General features: G+C 46.8%; 20 protein-coding genes. 6 read left to right on the forward strand and 14 right to left on the reverse strand.

Features of this window, described 5'->3' with window-relative positions; translation table 11 throughout:
- Positions 1-86: 86 nt before the first annotated feature.
- From NE473_RS14910 to NE473_RS14945, 8 genes are all read right to left on the reverse strand, one after another.
- On the reverse strand, positions 87-1,178 hold the full coding sequence (locus NE473_RS14910; protein WP_256265309.1) for a pyridoxal phosphate-dependent aminotransferase: 1,092 nt from the start codon (positions 1,176-1,178) through the stop codon (positions 87-89).
- Between the two features lie 20 nt (positions 1,179-1,198).
- Positions 1,199-2,662 (reverse strand): MATE family efflux transporter, encoded by a 1,464-nt coding sequence (locus NE473_RS14915; protein WP_256265310.1) that lies wholly within the window; start codon positions 2,660-2,662, stop codon positions 1,199-1,201.
- A 25-nt stretch (positions 2,663-2,687) separates the two neighbouring features.
- Complete coding sequence (locus NE473_RS14920) at positions 2,688-3,689, reverse strand: 2-hydroxyacid dehydrogenase (RefSeq protein WP_055652475.1); 1,002 nt, start codon at positions 3,687-3,689, stop codon at positions 2,688-2,690.
- A 25-nt stretch (positions 3,690-3,714) separates the two neighbouring features.
- Positions 3,715-5,421 (reverse strand): ammonium transporter, encoded by a 1,707-nt coding sequence (locus tag NE473_RS14925; RefSeq protein ID WP_256265311.1) that lies wholly within the window; start codon positions 5,419-5,421, stop codon positions 3,715-3,717.
- Positions 5,422-5,499: 78 nt separating this feature from the next.
- Positions 5,500-6,261, reverse strand: coding sequence for an amino acid ABC transporter ATP-binding protein (locus NE473_RS14930; RefSeq protein WP_055652477.1), 762 nt, complete (start codon positions 6,259-6,261; stop codon positions 5,500-5,502).
- 25 nt (positions 6,262-6,286) lie between these two features.
- Entirely contained in the window at positions 6,287-6,994 is a 708-nt protein-coding gene (locus NE473_RS14935) for an amino acid ABC transporter permease (RefSeq protein ID WP_256265312.1), read from the reverse strand.
- 12 nt (positions 6,995-7,006) lie between these two features.
- On the reverse strand, positions 7,007-7,711 hold the full coding sequence (locus tag NE473_RS14940) for an amino acid ABC transporter permease (protein ID WP_256154593.1): 705 nt from the start codon (positions 7,709-7,711) through the stop codon (positions 7,007-7,009).
- Between the two features lie 51 nt (positions 7,712-7,762).
- Positions 7,763-8,623: a transporter substrate-binding domain-containing protein gene (locus tag NE473_RS14945; RefSeq protein ID WP_138314496.1), complete on the reverse strand. Its 861-nt coding sequence runs from the start codon at positions 8,621-8,623 to the stop codon at positions 7,763-7,765.
- A gap of 340 nt (positions 8,624-8,963) precedes the next feature.
- On the opposite strand from NE473_RS14945, the gene NE473_RS14950 reads away from it, so the two are divergent.
- From NE473_RS14950 to NE473_RS14965, 4 genes are all read left to right on the forward strand, one after another.
- Positions 8,964-9,611: a TetR/AcrR family transcriptional regulator gene (locus NE473_RS14950; protein WP_022033353.1), complete on the forward strand. Its 648-nt coding sequence runs from the start codon at positions 8,964-8,966 to the stop codon at positions 9,609-9,611.
- 140 nt (positions 9,612-9,751) lie between these two features.
- The gene (locus tag NE473_RS14955) at positions 9,752-10,267 is read left to right on the forward strand and encodes an RNA polymerase sigma factor (RefSeq protein WP_242866229.1); all 516 of its coding nucleotides are present in this window, start codon (positions 9,752-9,754) and stop codon (positions 10,265-10,267) included.
- Positions 10,257-11,195: an anti-sigma factor family protein gene (locus tag NE473_RS14960; protein ID WP_055651700.1), complete on the forward strand. Its 939-nt coding sequence runs from the start codon at positions 10,257-10,259 to the stop codon at positions 11,193-11,195. The genes NE473_RS14955 and NE473_RS14960 overlap by 11 nt, the downstream gene beginning before the upstream one ends.
- Positions 11,196-11,351: 156 nt before the next feature.
- Complete coding sequence (locus tag NE473_RS14965) at positions 11,352-12,776, forward strand: GntR family transcriptional regulator (protein WP_242866236.1); 1,425 nt, start codon at positions 11,352-11,354, stop codon at positions 12,774-12,776.
- Positions 12,777-12,953: 177 nt separating this feature from the next.
- On the opposite strand, the gene NE473_RS14970 is transcribed toward NE473_RS14965, so the two are convergent.
- The 4 genes from NE473_RS14970 to NE473_RS14985 form a co-directional block, all read right to left on the reverse strand.
- Positions 12,954-13,583 carry a CatA-like O-acetyltransferase gene (locus tag NE473_RS14970; RefSeq protein WP_022033349.1) on the reverse strand — a complete coding sequence of 210 codons (630 nt, stop codon included), beginning with the start codon at positions 13,581-13,583 and terminating at the stop codon, positions 12,954-12,956.
- Between the two features lie 79 nt (positions 13,584-13,662).
- Positions 13,663-14,232, reverse strand: a complete 570-nt coding sequence (locus NE473_RS14975) for a TetR/AcrR family transcriptional regulator (RefSeq protein ID WP_055651702.1) — start codon at positions 14,230-14,232, stop codon at positions 13,663-13,665.
- Between the two features lie 171 nt (positions 14,233-14,403).
- On the reverse strand, positions 14,404-15,306 hold the full coding sequence (locus NE473_RS14980; protein WP_055651703.1) for a hypothetical protein: 903 nt from the start codon (positions 15,304-15,306) through the stop codon (positions 14,404-14,406).
- A gap of 447 nt (positions 15,307-15,753) precedes the next feature.
- The gene (locus tag NE473_RS14985; protein WP_055651705.1) at positions 15,754-16,215 is read right to left on the reverse strand and encodes a GyrI-like domain-containing protein; all 462 of its coding nucleotides are present in this window, start codon (positions 16,213-16,215) and stop codon (positions 15,754-15,756) included.
- Positions 16,216-16,673: 458 nt separating this feature from the next.
- On the opposite strand from NE473_RS14985, the gene NE473_RS14990 reads away from it, so the two are divergent.
- Positions 16,674-18,878 (forward strand): sensor domain-containing diguanylate cyclase, encoded by a 2,205-nt coding sequence (locus tag NE473_RS14990; protein WP_256265313.1) that lies wholly within the window; start codon positions 16,674-16,676, stop codon positions 18,876-18,878.
- Between the two features lie 169 nt (positions 18,879-19,047).
- Here the strand turns inward: NE473_RS14990 and NE473_RS14995 are convergent, their stop codons facing one another.
- Positions 19,048-20,361 (reverse strand): methyl-accepting chemotaxis protein, encoded by a 1,314-nt coding sequence (locus NE473_RS14995; protein ID WP_256265314.1) that lies wholly within the window; start codon positions 20,359-20,361, stop codon positions 19,048-19,050.
- 104 nt (positions 20,362-20,465) lie between these two features.
- Here NE473_RS14995 and NE473_RS15000 point away from each other — a divergent pair, with 104 nt between their 5' ends.
- Positions 20,466-21,917: a GntR family transcriptional regulator gene (locus tag NE473_RS15000; RefSeq protein WP_256265315.1), complete on the forward strand. Its 1,452-nt coding sequence runs from the start codon at positions 20,466-20,468 to the stop codon at positions 21,915-21,917.
- A 157-nt stretch (positions 21,918-22,074) separates the two neighbouring features.
- Here NE473_RS15000 and NE473_RS15005 read toward each other — a convergent pair whose 3' ends face one another.
- On the reverse strand, positions 22,075-23,622 hold the full coding sequence (locus NE473_RS15005) for an Ig-like domain-containing protein (protein WP_256265316.1): 1,548 nt from the start codon (positions 23,620-23,622) through the stop codon (positions 22,075-22,077).
- Positions 23,623-23,806: the final 184 nt, after the last annotated feature.

Below are 23,806 nucleotides of genomic sequence, written 5' to 3' on the forward strand. Positions count from 1 at the left end.
CAAATTTGATAAACAAATAGGTGTGTTAAGTAATTTATACTGTTACAAGTACATTATATCACTGTTGTCAACCCCGGACGGCGGAATTATGAAGCCAGCTCTACGTTCTCCAGCACTTCCTTCATCACCCCGATAAACATCTCATTTTCCTTTGCCGTTCCCACAGATACACGGCTGATCTGGTTGGAACTGATCATGATTCCGCGTTCCGCCAATCGATCCCTCAGCCACTCCGGGCTTACGTGGGCATCAAAATAGATGAAATTCGTCTGGGAGTGATACACTCTGCACCCCATGGCTTCCAGCTCCGTTTCAATATACTTACGTCCCGCGACCACCAGGGCCTTAACCTCCTGATAATACTCCTGATCTTTCATCGCTGCCACCGCTGCCGCCTGCCCCATCTTATTGATATTACAGTTACACGGGCATTTTTTCATGGCTGCTATTAACTCCGGCGCAGCCGCCACATAACCAACCCGTACGCCTGCCATGGCATAATATTTGGAAAACGTTCTCAGAACCAGCAGCGGTTTTTCGATTCCCTGCCGGACGAGATCTATCATGCTCTCGCAGTCAGGAGCTGTTGAAAATTCGATATAAGCCTCATCCATCACGATAACGATATCCTCCGGAACCCGGTCGATGAATGAACGCAGGCTGTCGCCGTTCACATACGTTCCTGTCGGATTATTGGGATTACAGATCACTATGATTTTCGTTTTTTCCGTAACAGCCTCAAGGAGTCCCTCCAGATCATAGGTTAAATCGCTCTTTAAGGGTACCGTCACCGGTTTGGCCTGGTGAATGTAAGCCATATCGAGAAAGGCGGCAAACGTGGGACACATCAGAACCTCATCTCCGGGATTTAAGAACGTATTGCCGACAAGCTCGATACAGGCGCTGGAACCGGCGGCTGTGATGAAATTATCATAGCTCATGCCGTAATATTCCGCCAGAGTATTTTTAAGCTCATTTGCCTGAAAATCGCCGTAGAGATTTGATCCGGCAGCCGTCTCAGCTATTGCGTTTAATGCTTTGGGCGACATCCCATACGGATTTTCATTGAGCCCCATCCGGACAAGACGGCCGATATCTGTTTTTCCGAAATTCGCGCTCGCTCTCCTGCTTTCCGGCTTATTGGCAACCGCATCACTGAACACATTCCATTCTTTCATATCCTTCACCCTTTTCCTTTCTATGCCAGACCACTTTTTACAGCGGTCTTCTCTTTCATTTTCGCAGAAATAAATCTGTTTTTGTTCAATACTGTTTCTCCGTCTCTCAGCCTTCCGACCCGTCTGATATCTTTTCCATACAGACAGGACACTACCAGCAGGGAACAGGCATCTGAAAACGGAGCCGCATACAGTACGCCGGCAAGCCCGAAGAACCTCGGGAAGAGAAGCAGCGCCGGAATCAGGAAGATCCCATGCCTGGAAAACGATACCAGGGTTGCCTGATCCGATCTTCCGATGGCGGAAAAATACATACTGACCAGCATCTGATAGCCGCTGAACAGCGCCAGTATTTTACAAATCCTCATGGCATGGGCGCCGAAGGTCACAAACGCCTCGTCCCCCGCGCCAAACATCCGGACAAGAGCTGCCGGAACCGCCATCATGGCCGCCCACACGGCCGCTGACAGTATCACGGTCATGCTTTGGGATATCAGCGAAGCCTTTTTTACACGGTTGTACTTTCTGGCTCCATAATTATAGCTGATCACCGGGGAGGCTGCCTGGTTAATGCCAGAGGTAAGAGAGACGATAAAGCTCTCCATCGTCACCGCAGCAGCCATGGCGGAGACGCACAGTTCGCCGCCTCCCAAAAGTGAATAGACCGGATCAAGATCCCCGTATTTCAGCAGCGCCTTATTCATCATAATATTGGTCACAAAGGAAAGCATCTGGAAAACGGATGGAGCGATTCCCATTTTTATAATATAAATCATCTGCCTTCCATCCACCGCGCTGAAGCCCGCCCATTTTAAACCGCTCCTGCCTGTGAGGAAGTACGCCGCACTGAACGCCGCTCCTGCCATCTGGCTGATTACGGTAGCCAGCGCCGCTCCCTCCACTCCCATACCGCCCCGCGCGATCAGGAAGTAATCCAGAATGATATTACAGACCGCGCCGATCATATTGGCCGCCATGGAGTAGCCTGCGCTCCCTTCTGATCGGATTATTGCCGCCAGTCCTACATTCAGCATATTAAATACCTGCCCCAGCGACACGATCCGCAGATATTCTACGGCATAACGGTACGTCTCCGTTTCCTCCGAAGCCCCGCACAGCCGGACAAAAGGTTCTGCCGACACGGAAAACACCAGAGATACAACCGTCGCCATGCCGGTGGCCTGGACGATAATATTCGTAAAAAGGCGTCCTGCCTTCTCATCGTTGCCGCTTCCGATTGCCAGTGAAAGGAGCGACGCTCCTCCCACCGTGATAAACAGGGACAAGGCAATCATCACATTATTAAAAGGCGCCAGTACCGATAAACCGCCCAGCGCATACCGGCCCACATAATTTCCCACAAACACCTGGTCTACAGTCCGGTAGAGATAGGTTGTCATCGTCCCCAGAAGCCCCGGGATCCCCATAGACAGAAGCAGCGGGAACAGTGGGGCCGTTCCCATTCTTGTCGTACTCTCTTTCACCTGCTTTTAACTTCCTCTCTTCTTCCTATGCAATCACACTGGTCGGCATCCCATGAATCCAGTTTTTTAAGTTCTCCGCCGCTACCCGGACTGTCCTGTATCTGGCCTCCTCCGGCGCCCACGCGATATGCGGCGTAATGACGGCGTTGCTGCAGTTCATCAGCGCGCACCGCTCCTTTAACGGCTCGTTGTCCACGACGTCTAAACCGGCCGCGTATATTTTTCCGGAATCCAACGCTCCAATCAGGGCTTCCTCATCGATGACTGCGCCTCTCGCCGTATTAATCAGAATCACGCCATCCTTCATCTTTTCTATGGCGGCGCGGTCAATCATATGGTAGGATTCATCGGTCAGAGGACAGTGAATCGAGATGACATCGCTGCGCAGAAACAGTTCCTCCAATCCCACCTGTTCGATAAAATCATACTCCGGACCGGTCTTCTTATGGCGGCTGAAGGAGATCACCTTCATACCGAATCCCGCCGCCATACGGGCGGTCCACAGGCCGATGCTTCCAAGGCCGATGATTCCCATGGTCTTCTCAAACAGCTCAATCTGCCTGCTCTGCACCCGCAGGCCGCCGCCAAATCCAATGATCTCATGGCGATCCATACATTTTTTATAGTACTCATCCTGAAGTCTCACATTATGGCAGATATCGAGCAGCAGCGCCATGGCAAACTGAGCAATGGTCACATCCCCGTAAACCGTATTCGTCATGGTAATGTGATGTTTCTCTGCCGCGTCCCGGTCGAACTCCCCATATCCATGGGCAAACGACGCAAGATACTTTAACCTGGGATGGTTCGATAAGAACGTCTCTTCGCAGCAGTCCTGAATCCAGGCTCCTAAAAGTGCGTCGGCATCTCCCGCAATCTCATCCTTCTTCCTGCTGCTGAACCCGTTGTGAAATACAACCTCATCCACCTCCGGAATCTCCTTCAGCTGCTCCTTCCAATAACGGATCAGTTCCTCCCGCGAAGGCCGCCCTCCTATGGCCTCGCCCTGGCAAATTACTACTTTCATCCTTTCTCTCCTCCTGTTCTAAGTTTTAGTCCTGGTCTCCCTGCATGGCGTCGTATCCGGTCTCACCCGTACGGATCTTCACGGAATCCCGCACATCATAGATGAATATTTTCCCATCACCGATATGGCCTGTATAGAGTACTTTCCTGGCCGTAGACACAACCTCCTCCACAGGGACCTTTGCCACGACAACCTCGATCTTTACCTTCGGCAGCAGCGTCATATCCACCGGAACTCCGCGGTAATACTCCGCCGCCCCCTTCTGCATCCCACATCCGAGAACCTGCGTCACCGTCATGCCGGTAATGCCGATTCCGTTCAGCGCATTCTTCAGATCTTCAAACTTCGACTGCTTCAGGATAATATCCACCCTGGACAGCTCTGATTCCCCTGTCTCCGAAACCCTTGCTCTCACAGGAATTGCCTCATCCACCGGAATATCCCGTCTTCCGGGAGCTGCGCCGAGTACAGAATCCACGTTTGCCATCAGATCATCGGCCGGCACCACCGGAAGGAAATCCGCGTAGGCGTTTGCCAGACCGTGTTCCGTGCTGTCAAGTCCCTCGATCTCCTCTCTCCTCGTCACACGAAGACCCATGGTCTTCCGGATCACGCGGAATACGACATTCATGGTCAGAAACACCCAGGCCGCCACAGAAAGAACACCCAGAAGCTGAATTCCCAGACAGGAAAAACCTCCTCCGTAGAACAGCCCACCTTCCTTTGCAAATAAGCCAACCGCAGCGGCGCCGAACGCTCCGCAGACACCGTGGACCCCGATCGCACCGACCGGATCGTCAATCTTCAGCTTTTTTTCAATCATCTCAATCGCAACGACTACCAGGATACCGGCGCAGATACCGATTGCCGCCGCTCCGAATGGAGTCACTGCGTCGCAGCCTGCAGTAATGGCGACCAGGCCGGCCAATACTCCGTTTAACGTCATGGAGACATCCGGCTTTTTATATTTGAACCACGTATAAAACATGGTGGCACAGCCGGCCAGCGCAGCCGCGAGATTCGTATTCATGAAGATCAGCCCCGCCGTCTCCATGGCGTCTCCTTCCATACTGACAGTAGAGCAGCCGTTGAACCCGAACCAGCAGAACCACAGGATAAACACTCCCAGCGCTCCCAGTGTAATGTTGTGTCCCGGAATTGCCTTGATTTTCCCGTCTTCCCCATACTTTCCGATTCTCGGCCCGAGAAGATACGCTCCGACCGCGGCCGCGGTTCCTCCGACCATATGTACCGCCGCAGAACCAGCAAAATCATGGAACCCCAGATTGGCAAGCCAGCCGCCGCCCCAGATCCAGTGCCCGGAGACCGGATAAATCACCATGGAGATAACGGCGCTGTAGACACAATAGGCCGAAAATTTCGTTCTCTCCGCCATCGCCCCGGATACAATGGTGGCCGCCGTCGCGCAGAAGACACTTTGAAAAATTACGAAGGTCCATTTGGAGATTCCGGCCGGAAGCACAGAATCATAATTTCCCATCAGGAAAAAATCAAATCCGCCGAAAACGCTTCCCCAGGAACCGAACATGATACCAAACCCAACAAACCAGAAGATCGGAGTTCCGATACAGAAATCCATCAGGTTTTTCATAATGATATTGCCGGAGTTCTTTGCTCTTGTAAATCCGGTCTCCACCATGGCAAATCCGGCCTGCATAAAGAAAACAAGAGCGGCGCCAAACAGCACCCATATCGTATTGACAGCCGACATACTCTCCACCTCTTTTCTAAGACGATTCCTCACCCGCTTTTCACACGAGTCCGCCGTCTTCCATAAATACAGTTCGCTTTAACAAACTTCTGCCATCCCGTCGTTTGGACTTGTGATGCGCTTTAAAAACTGCTTCGTTCTGGCCTCCTTCGGATTGACCAGAAGCTCAGAGGGAGGTCCCTGTTCCACCACCACGCCGCCCTCCATGAAGATCACCCTGGAAGCCACCTCCCTGGCAAATGCAATCTCGTGGGTGACTACAATCATGGTAATTCCGGTCTGCGCTACGGCCTTAATGGTATTTAGCACTTCCCCCACCAGCTCCGGGTCCAGAGCCGAGGTCGGCTCATCGAACAGAATCACATCCGGATCCAGGATCAGTGCACGGGCAATCCCCGCTCTCTGCTGCTGCCCTCCGGATATCTGAGAGGGATAAAAATCACACCGCTCGGACAGTCCTACCTTTTCCAGTATTTCCCGGCTGACTCTCTCCGCGTCCTCCTTCTTGAACTTTTTGACCGTCACCAGACCTTCCATCACATTTTCCAGAATTGTCTTATTCTGAAACAGATTATAATTCTGAAACACCATGGCGGTTTTCCGTCTGAGTTCAATAATCTGGGACTTCGTATGCTTCTTTGCGTTCACCGTAAAATCGTTGACCGTAATGCTTCCGTCATCAGCGGAATCGAGAAAATTCACAGTCCGCAGAAGCGTCGTTTTTCCGGATCCGCTGGGGCCCAGAATGACCACAACCTCTCCTTTTTTAATTGTTAAGTCTACGCCTTTTAAAATGTGATTCTTTCCAAATGATTTGTGTATGTTGTCAAGTCTGACCATGTATTCCATACAAACAGCTCCTTTCTCACGCCGCCGCACCGGCCCTGAAACGTTTTAAACGGGTTTCCACTGTTCCGAACAGTCTGTTGAAGAAAAAACTGATCAGTTCATAGATCACTGTAGTGATGAGATACGCCTCGATGAAATTCAGCGCCGGCATCGCCAGTAAATTGGCTGTGGCTGTAATCTCATAAACCCCGACGTAATACGCCAGGGACGTTCCCTTCACCAGTCCCAGAAACAGTCCGCCCAGATTCGGCACCGCCACAGCCATGGCCTGTGGAAATACGATTCTTGTCATCGCCTGCAGCTTCGTCATCCCCACGCTGTAGGCCGCCTCTCTCTGTCCTTCATCCACCGCCCCAAGCGCGGCCCGGAATATTTCGGACGAATAGGCCGCCTGATCCAGGGTCAGGGCCGCGATTGCATATACGGCAGGCGGAACAACCGATACGTCGAATTCTCTCCCGATGCTGACTCCATAGCTGTAAACCATAACGGGAAGCGCATAATAGGCAACGTACAAAAGAATAACCATGGGAACGCCCCGCATAAAGGAGACAAACACGGCGCATATCTGAGAGACTACCGGTGTTTTTGCCCTCCGAAGACTGGCAATTCCAAGTCCCAGAAGCCAGCCGGCCGCCGCTGATAAAAGCGCCAGCATCAGCGTAACGGGAATGGCCTTTAAGATATCCGGAACTGATTCCGCTATAAATTTAAAATCTATCATCCGACTTCCCTCCTATCCGGCCGCCTGCCGTCTGCCCTTTGTATACAGTTTCTCAGCCCATTTACTGAGCTGCTCCAACAGAGCGCATACCGCCCAGAATATGATGCCCGCCGCTAAGTATACCTCCAGCCGGTTGCTCCCGTAGCTGGCTGAACTGATCGCCCTCGCCTTTCCAAGAATATCAATGACTCCCACCGTAAAGGCCAGCGAAGTCTCCTTGAACAGGAGAATAATATTGTTTCCCAGCGTCGGAATTGCGATGCCGAACGCCTGCGGAAATATAATACGGAAAAATGCGGAGCTTCCTTTCATTCCAACACTGTAGGCCGCCTCCCTCTGCCCCTTTTCCACCGCCAGATACGCCGCGCGCATCATTTCCGCCATATTGGCCGACGTACTCAGGGAGAGGCTTGCGATAATATAGGAGGTCTTGCTCACCCCCGATAAATCGACGCCCAGTGCCGCCATCACCTGCGGCAGCCCCAGATACAGAAGAAAGATCAGAACGAGTGTGGGAATACCTCTCATAAACGATATATACCCCTTTGAGATTCTCCCCAGAATCCTGTGGCTGCTCAGCGCCCCGGCTGCAACCAGCGTTCCGATTACCAGACTGAACAGCAGCGACAGCGCCAGAATCTCCGCTGTCATCGGAAAGGCCTTCAGAATCCTCGGAATATATCCCGGCACCTGCGATAAATGGTATGTATTTTCCATATGCTTCCCTCCTTGGGACTCGTACTGCCAGTCACAGCGGCAGAATCATTCTTATTCCACTGAAATCGCAACCATATCCGCATAGGAGGTAAAAACGTCTTCCCCGCCGAACCATTTCTTCGAGATTTCTCCGAGCGTCCCATCCTCCTTCATTTCTTTCGTCGCCTGGCTTACCGCCGCCACAAGCTCCGCCTGGTCCTTGGCAAACATCATATATGTATCTTCACACATCACCACATCTGTCAGGGTTAAATTCGTGATTCCCAGGTCATCCATCACACTGTCATACGTTGCTTTGTACGTCAGAGCCGCGTCTACCTGCCCATTCGACACCTTCTTATAAGAGTCGGCAGTCGACTGGTCGCTTACTCCGATAATCTCAACCTCGTTCCCCGGATGAGCCTCGTTATACGCCATCATCATCTGATACTCGTATGCGCTCGGATTCTGTTCCATGGTCTTTCCTGCCAGATCGGCCATGCTGGTTATTCCGCTGTCGCTTCTCACACAAAGGCTCATCGGAGACAGGCAGTAGTACTCATCCGGAAATAAGTACTTTTCTTTTCTCGCCTCACTCTTTACAAGCTGATGAGACAGCATGTCGATGGAACCGGAATCAATGGAGACCACCAGTGTGGAAAAGTCCATGGTCTGAATATCAAATTCGTACTGCTCCAGCCGCTTATCCAGCTCTTTCAGCACATCCAGATCGTAGCCGACGGGATTTCCATCCTCGTCAAGGTAACAGAAAGGAGCTGCATTGTTGCCGGTTCCAACCTTTACTACCGTAACACCGTCGGCAGCCGGCGCTTTTGCCTCTGTTTTCGCACCGCAGCCGCTCAGCGCGCCCACCGCCAATGAGGCAGCCAGAGCCAGACCCGTTAATCTCGTTCCAAACATTCTCTTTTTCATAATGATTCTCCCTTCTTCCGCATTTCACCGCGGCAGCCACGTTGACAGTCTTTCAGATAAACAAAAAAGACGTTCGGCGCGGCCTCTCCGCATATCCAAACGTCTTTGTCTGCCCTGTCTCCAGGTGATTTTGTTTACTTGATACGCTTATTATACATGTATAATTTCAAATGTCAATTCTATTTTTTATTTTCGGCATTCTGCCTGTAACGCTTGAAATCAGCACCTGTATTTACGGTATTTATTTCCATTTTCGTTTTTTCATTATACATGTATAATATATTTTATCAAACAAACCACGAAAATTTCGGAATATTTTCAAGCTGCAGGAGGTACTGTCATGAAACATAATAACAGAGGAAGTGAAACAAAGGAAAGCATCTTAAGGGCAGGCCGCAGCCTTTTCTACGAACACGGCTATAAAGCAACCACCGCACGCATGATCGCCGGACAGGCCAACATCAATCTCGGCCTGATCGACTACTATTTTAAAGGGAAAGAAGAAATCGCCACACTGATTTACCGCGATGTCCGTAACTCCTTTGAATCCCTTTTTCTTGCCTGCGAGCCGCAGACGACTCCTCTTGATATGTTTTTTATCTCCAGCGCGCTGGAACTCCGTCTCTGTCTGGAGTGTCTGCCCTTTGGAAGGTTTTATGATGAAATCATACTTTTTCCTGCCATTCATCAACGCCTGTTAACCTTTAATGCCTCGCGCATTAAAGAATATGGCGCTGTCGGAAAAGATACCGACTATCCCATGCTGGCTGCCATAAGTATCGCTTCCATTAAACCCGCCCTTGTGGATCACGCACTCCACTCCGGCCACGCACTGGATACCGGTAAGTATCTCTCCTACTATCTGGAACAGCAGCTTCACTATTTTGGCCTGCATAAGGAGATGGCTGCCCGCTATCAGGCCCTTCTTTCCGGATACTATGTGAACGCTGCTGCAAATTTTACACCAATCCTGACGAAACTGTTGTAGTCTGAAATCACACGACAGTCAATCGGAGGCTTTACAAAAAAACTACGGCAGCAGGTAAGCATGATCCGTTTACATTTATTTTATTTATTTGTAACGAATCATGCAAATATGTGATATAAGAGGTGAGAGGAGGTGGAGAAGTGAAAGGTTCCCATGAGCAGAACATGGATATGGAATCCATTTATCGAACATATGAAAATTTAGTCTACCGGTTCCTGTATGCCCGAACCTGTGATTCCGAATGGGCCCAGGAACTGATGCAGGAAACCTTTTTGCGGGCCATTACCTCTATCTCCCGGTACGACGGATCCTGCAAACTGTCAGTATGGCTTTGTCAGATTGCCAAGCATGTGCTCTGGCAGGAATTGCGTAAAAAGAAGCGGCTGGAACCGGTAGAACTGACCGATGCACTGCCGGATACTTCTGTTTTGGATGGAGAAGCCAGTGTTTTACAGAGGGAAAACAGACTGGAGCTCTATCAGGCCATTCACCATCTGCCGGAATTGGAGAGAGAGGTGGTTTTGTACCGCATAACCGGGGAGCTTTCTTTCCGCGATATCGGGGAAATACTCGGTAAGAGTGAGAATTGGGCCAGAACCGTATTTTACCGTACCAAGCAAAAAATCAGAAAGGAGCTGAAGGAGTATGAGTCCTAACTATACTTGTGATATTATCCGGGACTTAATTCCGGGATATGTGGATGGAATATTGAGCGAAGCCGGTACTGATTTGGTAAAGTCTCATTTGGAATGCTGTCAGGAATGCCGTGATTTTTATGAAGAACTGAAAGCGGACATGAAGCTCGCTGCAGAGCCGTCTAAAGAAGAAACTCTTGTCCTGGATGGATTTAAAAAGATAAAGAAGCGGACCAGAAGGCTGAAGCTTGCGGTAGCGATAGTTTCCGGCCTGCTGACTGCCTTTGTGCTGACTGTATTGATTCGGGTTTTTATCGTCGGGGTACCCTTAGAACCCCACCTGATCCAGATATCGCATATCGCATATCAGGAAAACACAGACAGTTTAAGCATGGAAGGGGATTTGAATATTTCCGGCTATCGTATCAGCCGGGTGGTATGGAAACAGAGTAAAAAGGACAGGAATGAAGTCAATGTGATCGTTTATGCAGCAGAAACCCTTCCATTTTTTCATGGAAACACTCATTTTTCCATCGAAATACCGGATATGAAAGGGCGAAAAGCCTATCTGGCCTGCCCTGAGTACGACCAGCTTGAGGTATATAACTGGAAGACCGATCATTATGAAATTCTGGATCAGCTGGAAAAAGAAATCCAACAGCGTATTCCGGACTGGGATGAAACAAGGGACATTCTTGAATACAGCGGCGGAATTACTTCTGTTGCCGGAGAAGAAGGCATCAGTTATTATATGACCTATTTAATTGGAAAAGATGCATCTTACTGGCGCTTGAATGATCAGCTTATCACCGATGGGGATTTTAAACCGGCAGATTTTGAGATATGGATATCCCTGAAAGCGCCTCATCAGATATTGATCTATGATTATCAGACAGGGGAATGGAATGAGGATTATTCCGTAGTTGCAGAACGCAGACCTGATGCCTGATATTAGGCTGTTCACCCCTTCCGCCCGCCTCCAGATAAGCGTTGTTCAAAAATAATTCAAAAAAAATAGTATCTTTCATGTCGGAGAAATGATAAAATAAAGAAAATTCCGGTTTGGGAGGATGAAAATAATTTGGATGATTTAAATTTATATAATATGGCTTACAAACACCTGTTTAACTGCATTCATTTTGGCTTATATCCCACTGGTTCAAGTCTTCCTACAGTACCTGAACTTTGCAAAACCTTTAATGTTTCAAGCTCCACAATCCACAATGCGCTGAGGCTCTTACAGGAAGATCATTACGTTTCCTTAAGCCAGGGACGGAGCGCAATTGTGATTTATGATGTCAACGAAGAGGAATGCCGGACGGAATACAGAACCTACAGCTATGCCACCAAAGATGCACTTCTGGACTTATGCGATACGATGCTGATCATCTGGCCGGAGGTGATGCTGCAGGGTCTGAAACTGTGTACGGATGATGACTTGGAAAAACTCACCGAGATCTTTCAACGGATGTCGCCTTGTAATGAATATCCGTTTTTTGACTTTTTTTTCCATATCCTGAAAGGCCTGGGAAATCCTCTCTTTCTCAACTTATATTTAAGCACAACCTTCTTTGGGCACTCCACCATTATGCGCCTGAGGGATAAGGCATATATCTATGGTTATATGACCTTTTTAAAAAGGGAGACTGCACAGATACTGGCCCTGTGTAAGGCATCTGATTATGGCCATCTAAAAGATTTGCTGGTACGCCTTTATCAAAAACACATTGAAGGAATACACCAGTATCATGATTCACTGCCTCCGCCAGAGCCTCCGGTCAAGCCAATCCCATATGAGTGGAATTATTTCTCGGAACGTCCTCTGGTCAATTTTAATTTGGCCATGAAACTGCTCCGCCGAATCTATTCATTATTGGGAAACCAGGAATATCTTCCCTCCTTTTCTACTCTGGCGAAACAGTATTCTGTACCATTCATCACGGTCCGCCGCGCCGTGAAAATTCTCAGCGACATCGGAATTGTAGAGACCATCCCGGGAAAAGGAACGCGGGTGCTGGTAGGAGTGGATAATCCGGCTCCGATTTCCAGTTTTTCCACTCCCAATTTGAAAAAGGCTCTGCTGCAATATCTACAGAGCATGCAGATTATCCTGATCATCTGTAAAGACGCAGCCCGGTCTGTTTTTCCTTCGCTTACAGACAGTTCTATTCAAGACAGAGCCTCATGGCTGAAAACCATTGTTATTTCCGGAGATTACTATATGACGTTCGGTGTCTGCTTCTCGCTGCTGAGCGAGAATGCACAGTCACCGGCTTTAAGAGAGATATTAGGCGGGCTAATGCAGATTCAGTATCTGGGTTATCCATTGAATGATGTGAAGCCTTATCCATTCAGGTTTGATTCCCGTTCGACCACAGCCCTGCTGAAAAGTCTGGAAGAAAGAGATGCCGATCTGTTTGCAGAGGAACTGCAGTGTCTGGCTCTTGATATTTTCAAGGCCGGGAAAGAGAAACTGATTGCCGGCGGCATTCTGGAGGCCGAAGCCATCGTGCTTCCGTCCCTTGATTAAGGAGCTCAGCAATGCATCCCTCCCGTGGGAAGAAGGGGCGGGATGCTCCCTGTGCCCTGACTTTCCCAGCCTCTTTCTATTTATTTCCAAATAAAATTTTACGTTGGCGCAGGATAGCAAAAATCTGTTATTTGACAGGGATTCAGACCATAATAGCCTTGCAGCCATATTCTGACCCTAATACTCATCAAAAAAATTTTGTAATTTATCCACAAACTGGCCAATATGCAAACCATCGACAAAAGAGTGGTGTGCCTGCACAGAAACAGGGATCAGGATTTCCCCATTTTTTTCATAATACTTTCCCCAATCAAAGAGAGGCGTTGCCTGATCCTTCTTTCCAGAATTGGTATGTGAAATATGAGTATATGTGACCCACGGCATAGGTGAACACTGAAATACGTCATTTCCTAACGGTCCGGTAAAGTATTCTTTTTGCTCTTGTGCCGTTTTCAATGCTGATTCGCAGTATTCCTTCAAATTTCCCACGAAAGGTACCGTGACTACCTTAAAGAGTTCTGTTTCATTGTTCAGGTAGGTAAATGCAGTATCAATTTTATCAAACAGCACTACCTGTCCGTCTAAAAAGCGATAACGAAACGCTTCGATTTCATTGGCACATTTACAAACTGCATATACCATCGCCATCGTAAAAGAAAGTCCCTGTTCTTTTATCTTACGCTTAAAATTGGTGATATTGGCTTCAAATGTCACACAAAATGCCGGCTCAATACTGTTTCTGAAAATAAAACAATGCATGGCTCTATCCCATGATTTTTCGTCAATAACCTGATACTGATTAGACATAGTTTCATCACTCTCCGATCTGAATTTCAACTCAGCAGCCCCTGACACAGACCGCGCTGACAGTAAATTTCGGTGCCATTTATTTTCCTTCCAATTCCTTCATGCCTGCGATCATCACCTTCAAAGACAGGTCGAAGCTCTCCTCCACTGACAGCGAATGGCCAAAGGCATTGTTGTTCACTAACAGAGAAAACCCTTCCAGAAATGCCCGAAACGTGCGGAGCAGGTGATTACAGTTTTCCTCAGAGATGTTCAGGGAGGAGGCGATTTTAAAACACATGGTAAACAATTCTTCCGTGACGCTCTGCGTCTCGTCATCCTGGTATTTATTGTACCAGAGCATCGCACTGAACACTCCTGGATTTTCGGTCGCATATCGATAAAATGCCCAGCAGACCGATTCCCATGCAGCATATCCGTCACTGCTCCCCATCGCTTCCAGCATTCGTTCTTCCATATGCCGCCACCCATAAAGCAACAGCTCATGATGTAAATCATCTAACCCCCTGATATGGTTGTAAAGTGATGGCGGCTGGATATTAAGGCTTTCCGCCAGCGTTTTTAGTTGAATATGGTCAATTCCCACTTCGTTTGCTAACTGTGCAGCCCTCTCCACCACTGCGTTTTTATCAAGTCCCGCCCGTGCCATAACTCTCCTCCAGTCTTATCTGATAATTACATAGTAACTATTTGAAATAGTTTTGTCAAGCGTTCCGCCTGCTGTCCCTGTATAGAAAAGCTGAAACCAGTATCATATCGCACTGCCAAGGCTGCTCTTATCCTGTAAAAGCCTGCCCCTGTGAGGTTTGTTTTGTCTCATTTAACGAATCTCCCTTAAATAATGGAGATATTTTATGATCCAATCGGATTTCCACCAATTCTTACTAATGCTCCATTCCTCCGCGTAATCGGCCCACGACCAGGTAATAGCCCAGGTTCCATCCGGTTCCTGCGTGTTCTCTATAAATTCGCACTCAAATTCACATAGTTCCCGGTTCTCCTCATAGAAGTCACTTAACTTTGAGCTGATAAAAAATGAAGGCTTGCATACATACTCGGCAGTCCACCTGGCGGTGTCACAGGTCATAACGTATTGGATCTGCCGCTGTAACAGGGCCTTAAATTCTATCAGATCTATCAGAGTGTCTGTTTCACTTTCTTTCAAATACTCATATAATCTTACAAAACAGGATACATTCCCCACTGATTCCATTGGAAAATGCGCCTTAAAATAGTGATAGGCCTCTTCTGCAAGCGAACAGGCTAATGCAAAGAGTTTGCTTTCCGGTTCCGCATATTTCAAAATAAAAGTAATCAGACTGGCGGTTGGATTATAAGATCTTTCAGCATCAGGCGCATACTCCCACCACGGTGCATGAGGAGCGTCGTTGTTGGTGGCAATGGTATTAGCCCAGGTATGGCCGTCAAAATCCTTTCCAGATGATAGATATTGAAGGATTCCCTGAATAATTGGATGATCTTTTTCCGCAAATCCAATTTCTCGTAAGATTTCCGCAGCGGCCCATGTCTGGATTGGCGAAGAATCCGGATTCCAGCAATCAGGCTCCAGAGCATGGCCAAAGCCGCCGTCGCCATTTTGATATGAAGCCAATGCAGTCAACACCTCTTCCTGGCTGCCGCCTTCAAATAAATACTTCCATCGGGCAAGCTCCAACGGTCTCGCATTCCTGTAAACAAAGTTTCTGGCTTGATGTTCATTCATAAAATATTCCTTTCCACCCTATTCAGTCCGGCTTTTTCGCTTATTTGCCTGCATTTAGTTATGCAAAATTCAGGGGCATTCCCTGTGGCTGCGCCAACGCTTAACTCCCCATTTTATACAATCCAAAATGACACCATAGAATATAAAAACTAAAGCAGAGCCAATGTACCAGTATATTGAGATTTGACCTTCTATTGTATTACACGAAATCTGTAAACCTGATTTCATAAAAGAATACAGGAATCCATCTGACTCAGCAATCATGTTCAGAATGGGGTTAAGTCTAATAAGTACAATGCTCTTTGAATCCTGTCCCATCTGGTGCATAAAAATTTCTAAAACTGAAATCAACAGAAACCAAAATGTAAAAGATTTCAATACCTTTTTCAAGAAAAATACCTCATTTTCTAACAGATAATCCTGTTCACCTGGCAGACTAAAATTGGTTTATAGCTTACGAATCGGGAAAAACACATAATTTTTCTCTGTCTGCGGACAAGTAAAATCTTGAACTGCGCCAGCCAATGGAATGCCGTTCTCCCTCATATACCCGATTACCTTGGGAAACACAGCCTCCTCTTCACATTCTGCATAAATATATTCATAACCGGGAACAATCCACTTACTCCAGCCATCGGGAGCTTCTGCATCATCAACGCATTCCACTCCCGCAAGATAAAGCCCTTTGTTAAAATTCTCCCACGGCTTAAAAGAACGGGAAAAATCAGTCATGGCTCCCCATATTCCGCAGATATTCCCATCTTCATCTTTCTTTGCTAAATGCTGAATCTCTTCAAAATGTGAATTTGCATGATGCCATAACTTTTGAATAAAGTCTTCACCATCCAGTGTGGAACCTTCCTTACCAATTACGATAAAAGATTCCTTTATACATCTGTTTACTTTCACAGCAAGACCTCCTTAACTTAACAGTTACCATCTCTGCAATCTGCGCTCTGCCGGATACACCTAATCTCTCTTGTTCCATAAGATACTTCTTTATCCGCATCCCGATTAGAAATCCGATCAAGCTATTTTAATTAGTTAATTGTATGATAACTAATTGAGATAGTTTTGTCAAGCCGTTCTACTTCCGTTTCCTGTTTCACGGCGGCTCCCTCTTGTAAACGATTTGATAAATCCCGGTTCAGCCATGCTCAGTATTTATAAAAGTTCTAAAACACTTGCTAATTTAACAGATTCTGGATATAATAACCTATAGTCAATACAGGGAAGGTATGCATTGCTAAACCAGCGTGCAGAACTGATTCTGCAGGCAACAGTACATCTTTATAGCAATATCCAGGTAAACTAATCGGCCGATCAGAAGTATGAAAAGCGTTTTAGGATCGTACAAGGAGAAAGATATGGAGAATTCGTTTAATTTGTCAACAATAAGTAATGAATACAATATGTTGATGACTTCACTGCATATAAGCGTCAGTAAACATCTGCTGAATGATGATTTTCAGGTCATATGGGCAAATCGCTTTTTCTATGACAAGACAGGCTATACAAAAGAGGAATATGATCAGAACTTTCATGGAAGTGTGCGCCTTTATTTTTCCAACGCTCCAGAAGAATATCAGACAATTGAGAAGGCTGTAAAAGACGCATTAACTGCCAATCAAAGGGGATATGATGCTGTTTGCAAAATGCCCCGTAAAGATGGATCATCGATCTGGATTCGTTTTATAGGTACTATTACAAACGAAGTCATCGACGGAGTACCCGTTATATATGTTGTGTATACGGATGTGAATGATTTGGTAAATGCACGAACAAAAGTAGAAAAAGAGCACAGTAAATCACAAAATATGTTACGGAAAGAACTGCAGACAATGGAATGCCTAAAACGTATGTATGGCTGTATGGATATGGCAGAATACATGGATGATATCCTATATATTATCGGCACATTTTTAGAGGCAGAGCGGGCGTATATGTTTGAAATCAACGATACGAAGATGGACTGTATCTATGAATGGTGCCGCGCAGATATCGTTCCTCAGATGGACTATTGCCAGCGTATGGATATTAAGCTGCTCGAACCGTGGTATGAAGAATTTTGTCAGGGAAAAAGTATTGTGATTCCCAATGCAGACGCCTTGAAAGAAGAAAATACATATACCTTTGAGGTACTGCATAAACAGGGGATTCACAGCATGGTTTTATCCCCAATCGTAATGCATGATCAGCTGACAGGTTTCATTGGTGCTGATAACTCTAATGTAGAATTACTGATGAATACTTCTATGATGGAAACATTAAGCTATTTCATTGGTATTTCTATTGAAAAGTCAGAGTTAAATGATAAACTGATTTATCATAGTTTTTATGATGAATTGACGGGCGCCTTTAATCGTAATAAATATCTGCAGGATATAGAAAAGCTTTGTCAAAGTGACAGCTTCACTTCCTTAGGCGTGGTTTATATGGATATCAATGGCTTGAAAGACATCAATGATCACATGGGGCATAAGTTCGGAGACCAGATACTGATCGAGGGTGCAGAGATGTTGAAGAAAGCATTCCCGGCAGGTGATATCTATCGTCTGGGCGGGGATGAATTTGTCGTGTTAATAAATGGAATTGGTCAAAGCGCCCTTGAAGACCAGGTAGTAAATCTGAAACATTACATTTTGTTAAGCACCAACTGTAAAGGTGCTGTTGGTTCTATCTGGACAGATAAAGTAACGGAGATAGACAGTAAAATAAGTGAAGCAGACGAATTGATGTACAAAGATAAAATGGATTTTTACCGCAAAAATCCAACTTCGAATCGCTATCGTTTTCATAACGATACCATCTTGCAGTTCTCCGATAAAAGTAAACTGGAAGAAGAAATTGCAGACGGGAGATTTGAAGTGTATCTGCAGCCTAAAGTTGATTTCAATCGGCATATCATCGGCGGAGAGGCGCTGATTCGCTATCATGACCACCAGGGGAAGCTTATTATGCCCAATGATTTTATCAATTATTTAGAGAACGCACGAGGTATTCACTATATTGACTTTTTTGTTTTTGAAACGATCTGCAGGCTGCTGGAAAAATGGAAAAAAGAAAATCTTTTGTTAAAGCCGGTCAGTGTGAATTTTTCCCGCTATACGCTGCGCATTCCGGAATATATAGAGATGCTGAATGCAATCCGGGAACGGTATGATGTAGATAAGTCCTTACTGGAGATTGAAATTATTGAAAATGATGAGAACTATGACAATGATTTTTTGATTTCCATCATTGATAAGATTAAAAAAGCCGGATTTGCCATCTCTATTGACGATTTTGGTTCGCGCTATTCCAATATGGCGCTGTTTATCAATGCGGACCTGAATACATTAAAAGTAGATAAGCGCTTAATGGATGATATCGATCATAATAAACGCTCGCAGATGCTGATATCGTCACTTGTACAAATCTTCCACAGCCTGCATATGCGTTTGATCGCAGAGGGCGTGGAAAATGAAAAACAGTTTTCCATATTACAGGAACTTGGATGTGACGGTGTTCAGGGATTCCTGATCAGCAGACCAGTCCAAATAGAACAATATGAGAATCTCTTTTTGAAATAAAATACTCAGATATGGCTGTTCCGGGTAAGTACCCCGGCCTGCATCCTTTCATCAACCAATGATTTGCAGAAAAAATTCAATGGACAAGTTCTTAGCAGTGCTTCTCTTTGTCCATTGAATTTTTTCGCTTCTAATGATTTTTTCGCTTCTGACACATCAGTATCCCCGGTTATTTTAGTTTAAACTGACTTACCAGACTTGACAAAATATGCGCCTGCACAGACAGCTCCTCGCTTGCAGCAGCACTTTCCTCGGCAGTAGCCGAATTGTTCTGCACTACATCGGATATCTGATTTACACTCTGCGTCACTTTGGCAATCGAGACAGCCTGCTCGCCGGATGCTTCGGAAATTTTGTCAACTGCAAGTACTGCCTGTTTGACACTTTCCACAACCTCTGCCAGCATATTTGCAGTTTCGTCTGCCAGTTTCGTCCCTAAATTTACAGCCTGAATCGTCTCTGCGATCAGAGCAGCCGTATTTTTAGACGCTTCTGCAGATTTTTGGGCCAGATTCCGTACTTCATTGGCTACAACCGCAAACCCTTTTCCGTTTTTGTCGGCATGTGCCGCCTCCACAGCAGCATTCAGAGCAAGAATTTTGGTCTGAAATGCAATGTCCTCTATGATGTTGAGTACTTTCTCTATTTTGCCGGACTTGTCACTGATATCTCCCATAGCACTGATCAGCTCCTGCATTTCCCGGTTGCTTTCTATCATTTTTATTCCGGCGGTTTCAGCCAGTTCGCTGCCATGACGTGCGTTTTGTGCGTTCTCGCTGACCTGGGCTGATATCTCGTTGATGGAACCTGCCAATTCCTCGACAGCAGAAGCCTGCTCTGTTGCACCGCCGGCAACAGCCTGTGCACCAGAAGAGACCTGGCTGCTGCCGGCAAAAATCTGGTCTGATGACTGACTGATCTGCACCATCATCAGGCTCAGCTTTTCTATGATCTCATCCATAGAAACTTTCAACTTCTGGAAATCACCCACGTAAAGCTCCTCTGCTTTGGAATCAACTGTGAAATCACCGCTGCCTAAAGCAGCAAGGCCATAGCCCATGTCACCAATAATTCCCTGGAATATATGTATTAGAGAACGTATACTATCAGACAAATTCCCCAGTTCATCCTCCGCATAATAATCGATTGACACATCTAAATTACCCGACGCCAGTTTTTCCGCTGCGGTTCGGATCTCCTCTACAGGCCTGCGGATTCCATTCGATATATGAAGCGCTGTCTGCATATCATCGTCATCTGTCTCCAAAATACCTTTCAGAATGTCTGCCCTCGCATACTGCATCTCCCGTTTCGCAGTCCATGCTTTGACTGTCACAGCATAATTATTGTCATAAAAAACGGTCAGATTCCCACTGATTCGCTCCATCATAATCAGTGCGGACACACTGGCACTTAAGCCTAACAGAATGATAACGGCGTATGACAGCAGCATTCTTGTTCTGATCTTTATATTCTTCCTCAACTAAATTATCAAGTGTTTTCATTCGATTTTATGGTATACTAAAACCAGTTTATGCTGCTATTCACAAAGTGATCAATCACCAGCATATTTATAAGGAGGTATACGTGGAACAGGAAAGTCTGCTATATAAAGTGCTTTATCAATCCATTTTGACACAGATATACAGTGGGGTTCTCCGCTGTGGAGATGTATTTCCCAGCCAGAGCGAGCTTTGCCAGCGGTATCAGGTGGGAATTACTACTGTGCGAAAGGTAATCCGTATGCTGAAGGAAGAAGGCGTGATATGTACCTCCGCCGGTAAGCGTGCCATCGTCTGTTTTGGCGAGAGCGAAAAAGGTTACATTCAGTCATTGATGCAAAGACGTGAAAGCATATTGGATGTTTACCGCGGCCTTGAACTGATCATGCCTCCCCTTTATACAGAAGGGGCGATGCACTGCGGCCGTTTAAGCGTCTTTGCAGATGCTGAAGGTTCTTCTGATGACCAGATGATCAATAGCCAGCGCACAACTGCTTTTTTTACAGAGCTGCTGCTGCCCTACCGCAACCAGACTGTGTTGGATCTTCAGACCGACATGGAGCACTATACGCGTTTTCCCTATGTCATGCAGTCTCAATTAGAAGATCCGTTCACTGTATCGGCAGACTTTCTAAAACATAATCTGTCCATTATGCAGGGGATGGTGGAACGAAAAGAGAGGGAATCCCTGATTGCCAAACTGGAGGAGATGTATAAAAACGCAGGCCGGCAGGCTGCAGTCTATTTAAATGACTTACAGAAAATCGTCCCTGTCCCGGGGGAGCCGGTTACCTACCAATGGTTCCGAGGGAAAAACCGCTCTCCGCTTTATGCTGCTGTTGCGCAAAGCCTGTATCGGCGCGCCCAGTTAGGTGAGTTCAGTCATCGTACATACTTCCCATCAGAGCCTGAAATCATGCATACCTACAAGATTTCCAAATCAACTGCAGCCAAAGCGATGGCTCTGCTAAGTGACATCGGACTGATCCATACTATTGAAAAAAAAGGTTCTGTACTGCGGACATCGGAGGAACTGGCGCCTATCCGCATAGAGCAAAATATCATCGAAAACAATCTGACTCTTTTTTTAAATGTCCTGCAGATTCTGGCTGTCTGTACCGGGAAACTTTCCTTTGCTGCGTTTTCCCTGCTGGATGATTCTCAGCTTGCGGATACAGCCTCTGAGTGGGAGTCGAGTCCTCTGAGACAGAGAAGTTCCGGTATTATACATATTATTACCGCTTTCCTAAAGGCGCATATGCCGCAGAAATGTCTGGAAAATATTCTTGAGCAGTTTGACGACGCCTTAATTTGGGGGCATTATCTGGACCGCCCCTATATATTGGTTGAAGAATGTGCGGCTTTGGCACAGGAGGGCTTTGAACAGTTTGCGCTTTCCTGCCAGTCCCTTAGAAAAGGCGACCGTGAAAGTGCTGCCGCCTCCGTCCAGCGCACGTTCCGGGCCATATTTCTGGACGCCCGGTTATATACACTGATTTGCTTTAAAAATCCAGATAAAGTTCCCGCAGAGATATAGGAGGTGGTGGGGGGGGGAAGATTTCATCTCAATTTCTTCTCATTATCTATTTTCACACACTCAAAAAAAGACTTCGGGGTGTTTTCCCAAAGTCTTTTTTGAGTGTAACATGAATGTTATTAAGTTCATTCTGTCAAGTGAACCTCATTGATCTTACCTATTTCTCATTTCCGTCCCATACACCGTTCCCGTCCACGCGGTATCCGTCAGGAGTCACTCCGTTTATCAGACAGCTTCCATCCGGCCTTAAATAATACCACTTTCCGTCTGCTTCCAGCCAGCCGACTGCCATGCTTCCGTCAAGCTTTAAGTAATACCAGCTGCCATTTATGAACTGCCATCCAGTAAGCATTGCTCCGCTGCCGCCGCTATAGTACCAGGTTTGATTTACCAGGGACCAGCCGGTAATCATGATGGAATTATCACCGAATAAGTACCAGTCTTCTCCGATCTTCAGCCATTCTTTTTGGGCATATCCATCCTTATCTTTTAAGAATTTCCACGCCCCGCTTCCCTGCTCTTTCCACAGGCCATGCCCTTCTGATGCCGGTATCTGCCCATTAAGTATCGGATATGTGTTGTCTGCCTCCTGTCCATCGTCCCCAGACTCTTCTACAGAAGTTCTGACGAAAACGGTACAGACAGCGGTTTTTCCTCCATCTAACGCAGTCACCGTAAGAGCAGTGCGTCCTGTGCCAACCGCGTGAACCGTTCCATCTGAATCTACCACAGCAATCCCCGCATCACCGGTTGTCCAGATTACGCTTGGGTTTGTGGCATCCAGCGGATCTATGATGACAGACAATTTTTCCGTCTCTCCCACCTTCATGAACAGCGAAGTCCGATCCAGAGTGACTTCAGACACCCGAATCGCATCCGTCCCGGCAAAATGGGCCGTAATAATACCACTGTTTTCAGCATTTGCCGTGCGCGCTGCACCTTCCACTTCAAAGTAATCCTTTGTTACGCCGGTCAGGGTATATCCCTTTTTAAGGGTAAGCGTTATCGTAGCAGTATACTCCGTATTGGCTGCAAAGCTTCCACCCGGGGCAATGGCCGGACTCCATACCACACTCCCTGTATACTGTTCCGTTTCTGTTATGGACGTTACCGGTTTCTCTCCGGTAGCCGGCGCAGTCACTCCTTTGATATTCTTACTGTTTACAGCTGCATCCGTTTTGGCAAATCTGGCCGTGATAATACCACTGTTTATTCTGTTTTCTGTACTTTCAGCTCCCTCTACCTCAAAGTAATCCTTCGGCACTCCTGACACCGTATATCCCTTTTTAGGGATCAGTGTAATCACAGCTGTATATTTCGTATTGTCTGCAAAGCTTTCGCCCTCGGCTATGGCCGGACTCCATACCACACTGCCTGTATACTGTTCCGTTTCTGTGATAGCTGTCACGGGTTTCTCTCCGGTGACCGGTGCGGTCACTCCAGTAATATTCTTTCTGTTTGCAGTCACAGCCGTTCTGGCAAACGATGCTTCAATGATACCACTGTCTACTTTGTTTTCTGCTCTTTCCGCTCCTTCTACTTCAAAGAAATCCTCCGGTACTCCCGACATCGTATAACCCTTTTTAGGTTCCAGTGTAATCTCAGCTGTATATTTCGTATTCGCAGCAAAAGTTCCGTCCTGGGCAATACCTGGCCGCCACGTTACCTTCCCCGTATACTGCTCCGTATCAGTTATGGCTGTCACGGGTTTCTCCCCCGCAGCCGGCGCGGTCACTCCCGTTATAATCTTTTTATCTACTGTTGCATCCGTCCTGGCAAATGTTGCTTTTACGGTGGGCTATCCGGAACCGGCGCATTTTGTGCGGGCATTTAAGGAGGTGCAAGGGATTAGCCCTACAGAGTATAAGAATTCTCTTTAAACTATGATC

The sequence above is a fragment of the Hungatella sp. SL.1.14 genome, from assembly GCF_024460495.1.
GTDB lineage: Bacteria > Bacillota > Clostridia > Lachnospirales > Lachnospiraceae > Hungatella > Hungatella hathewayi.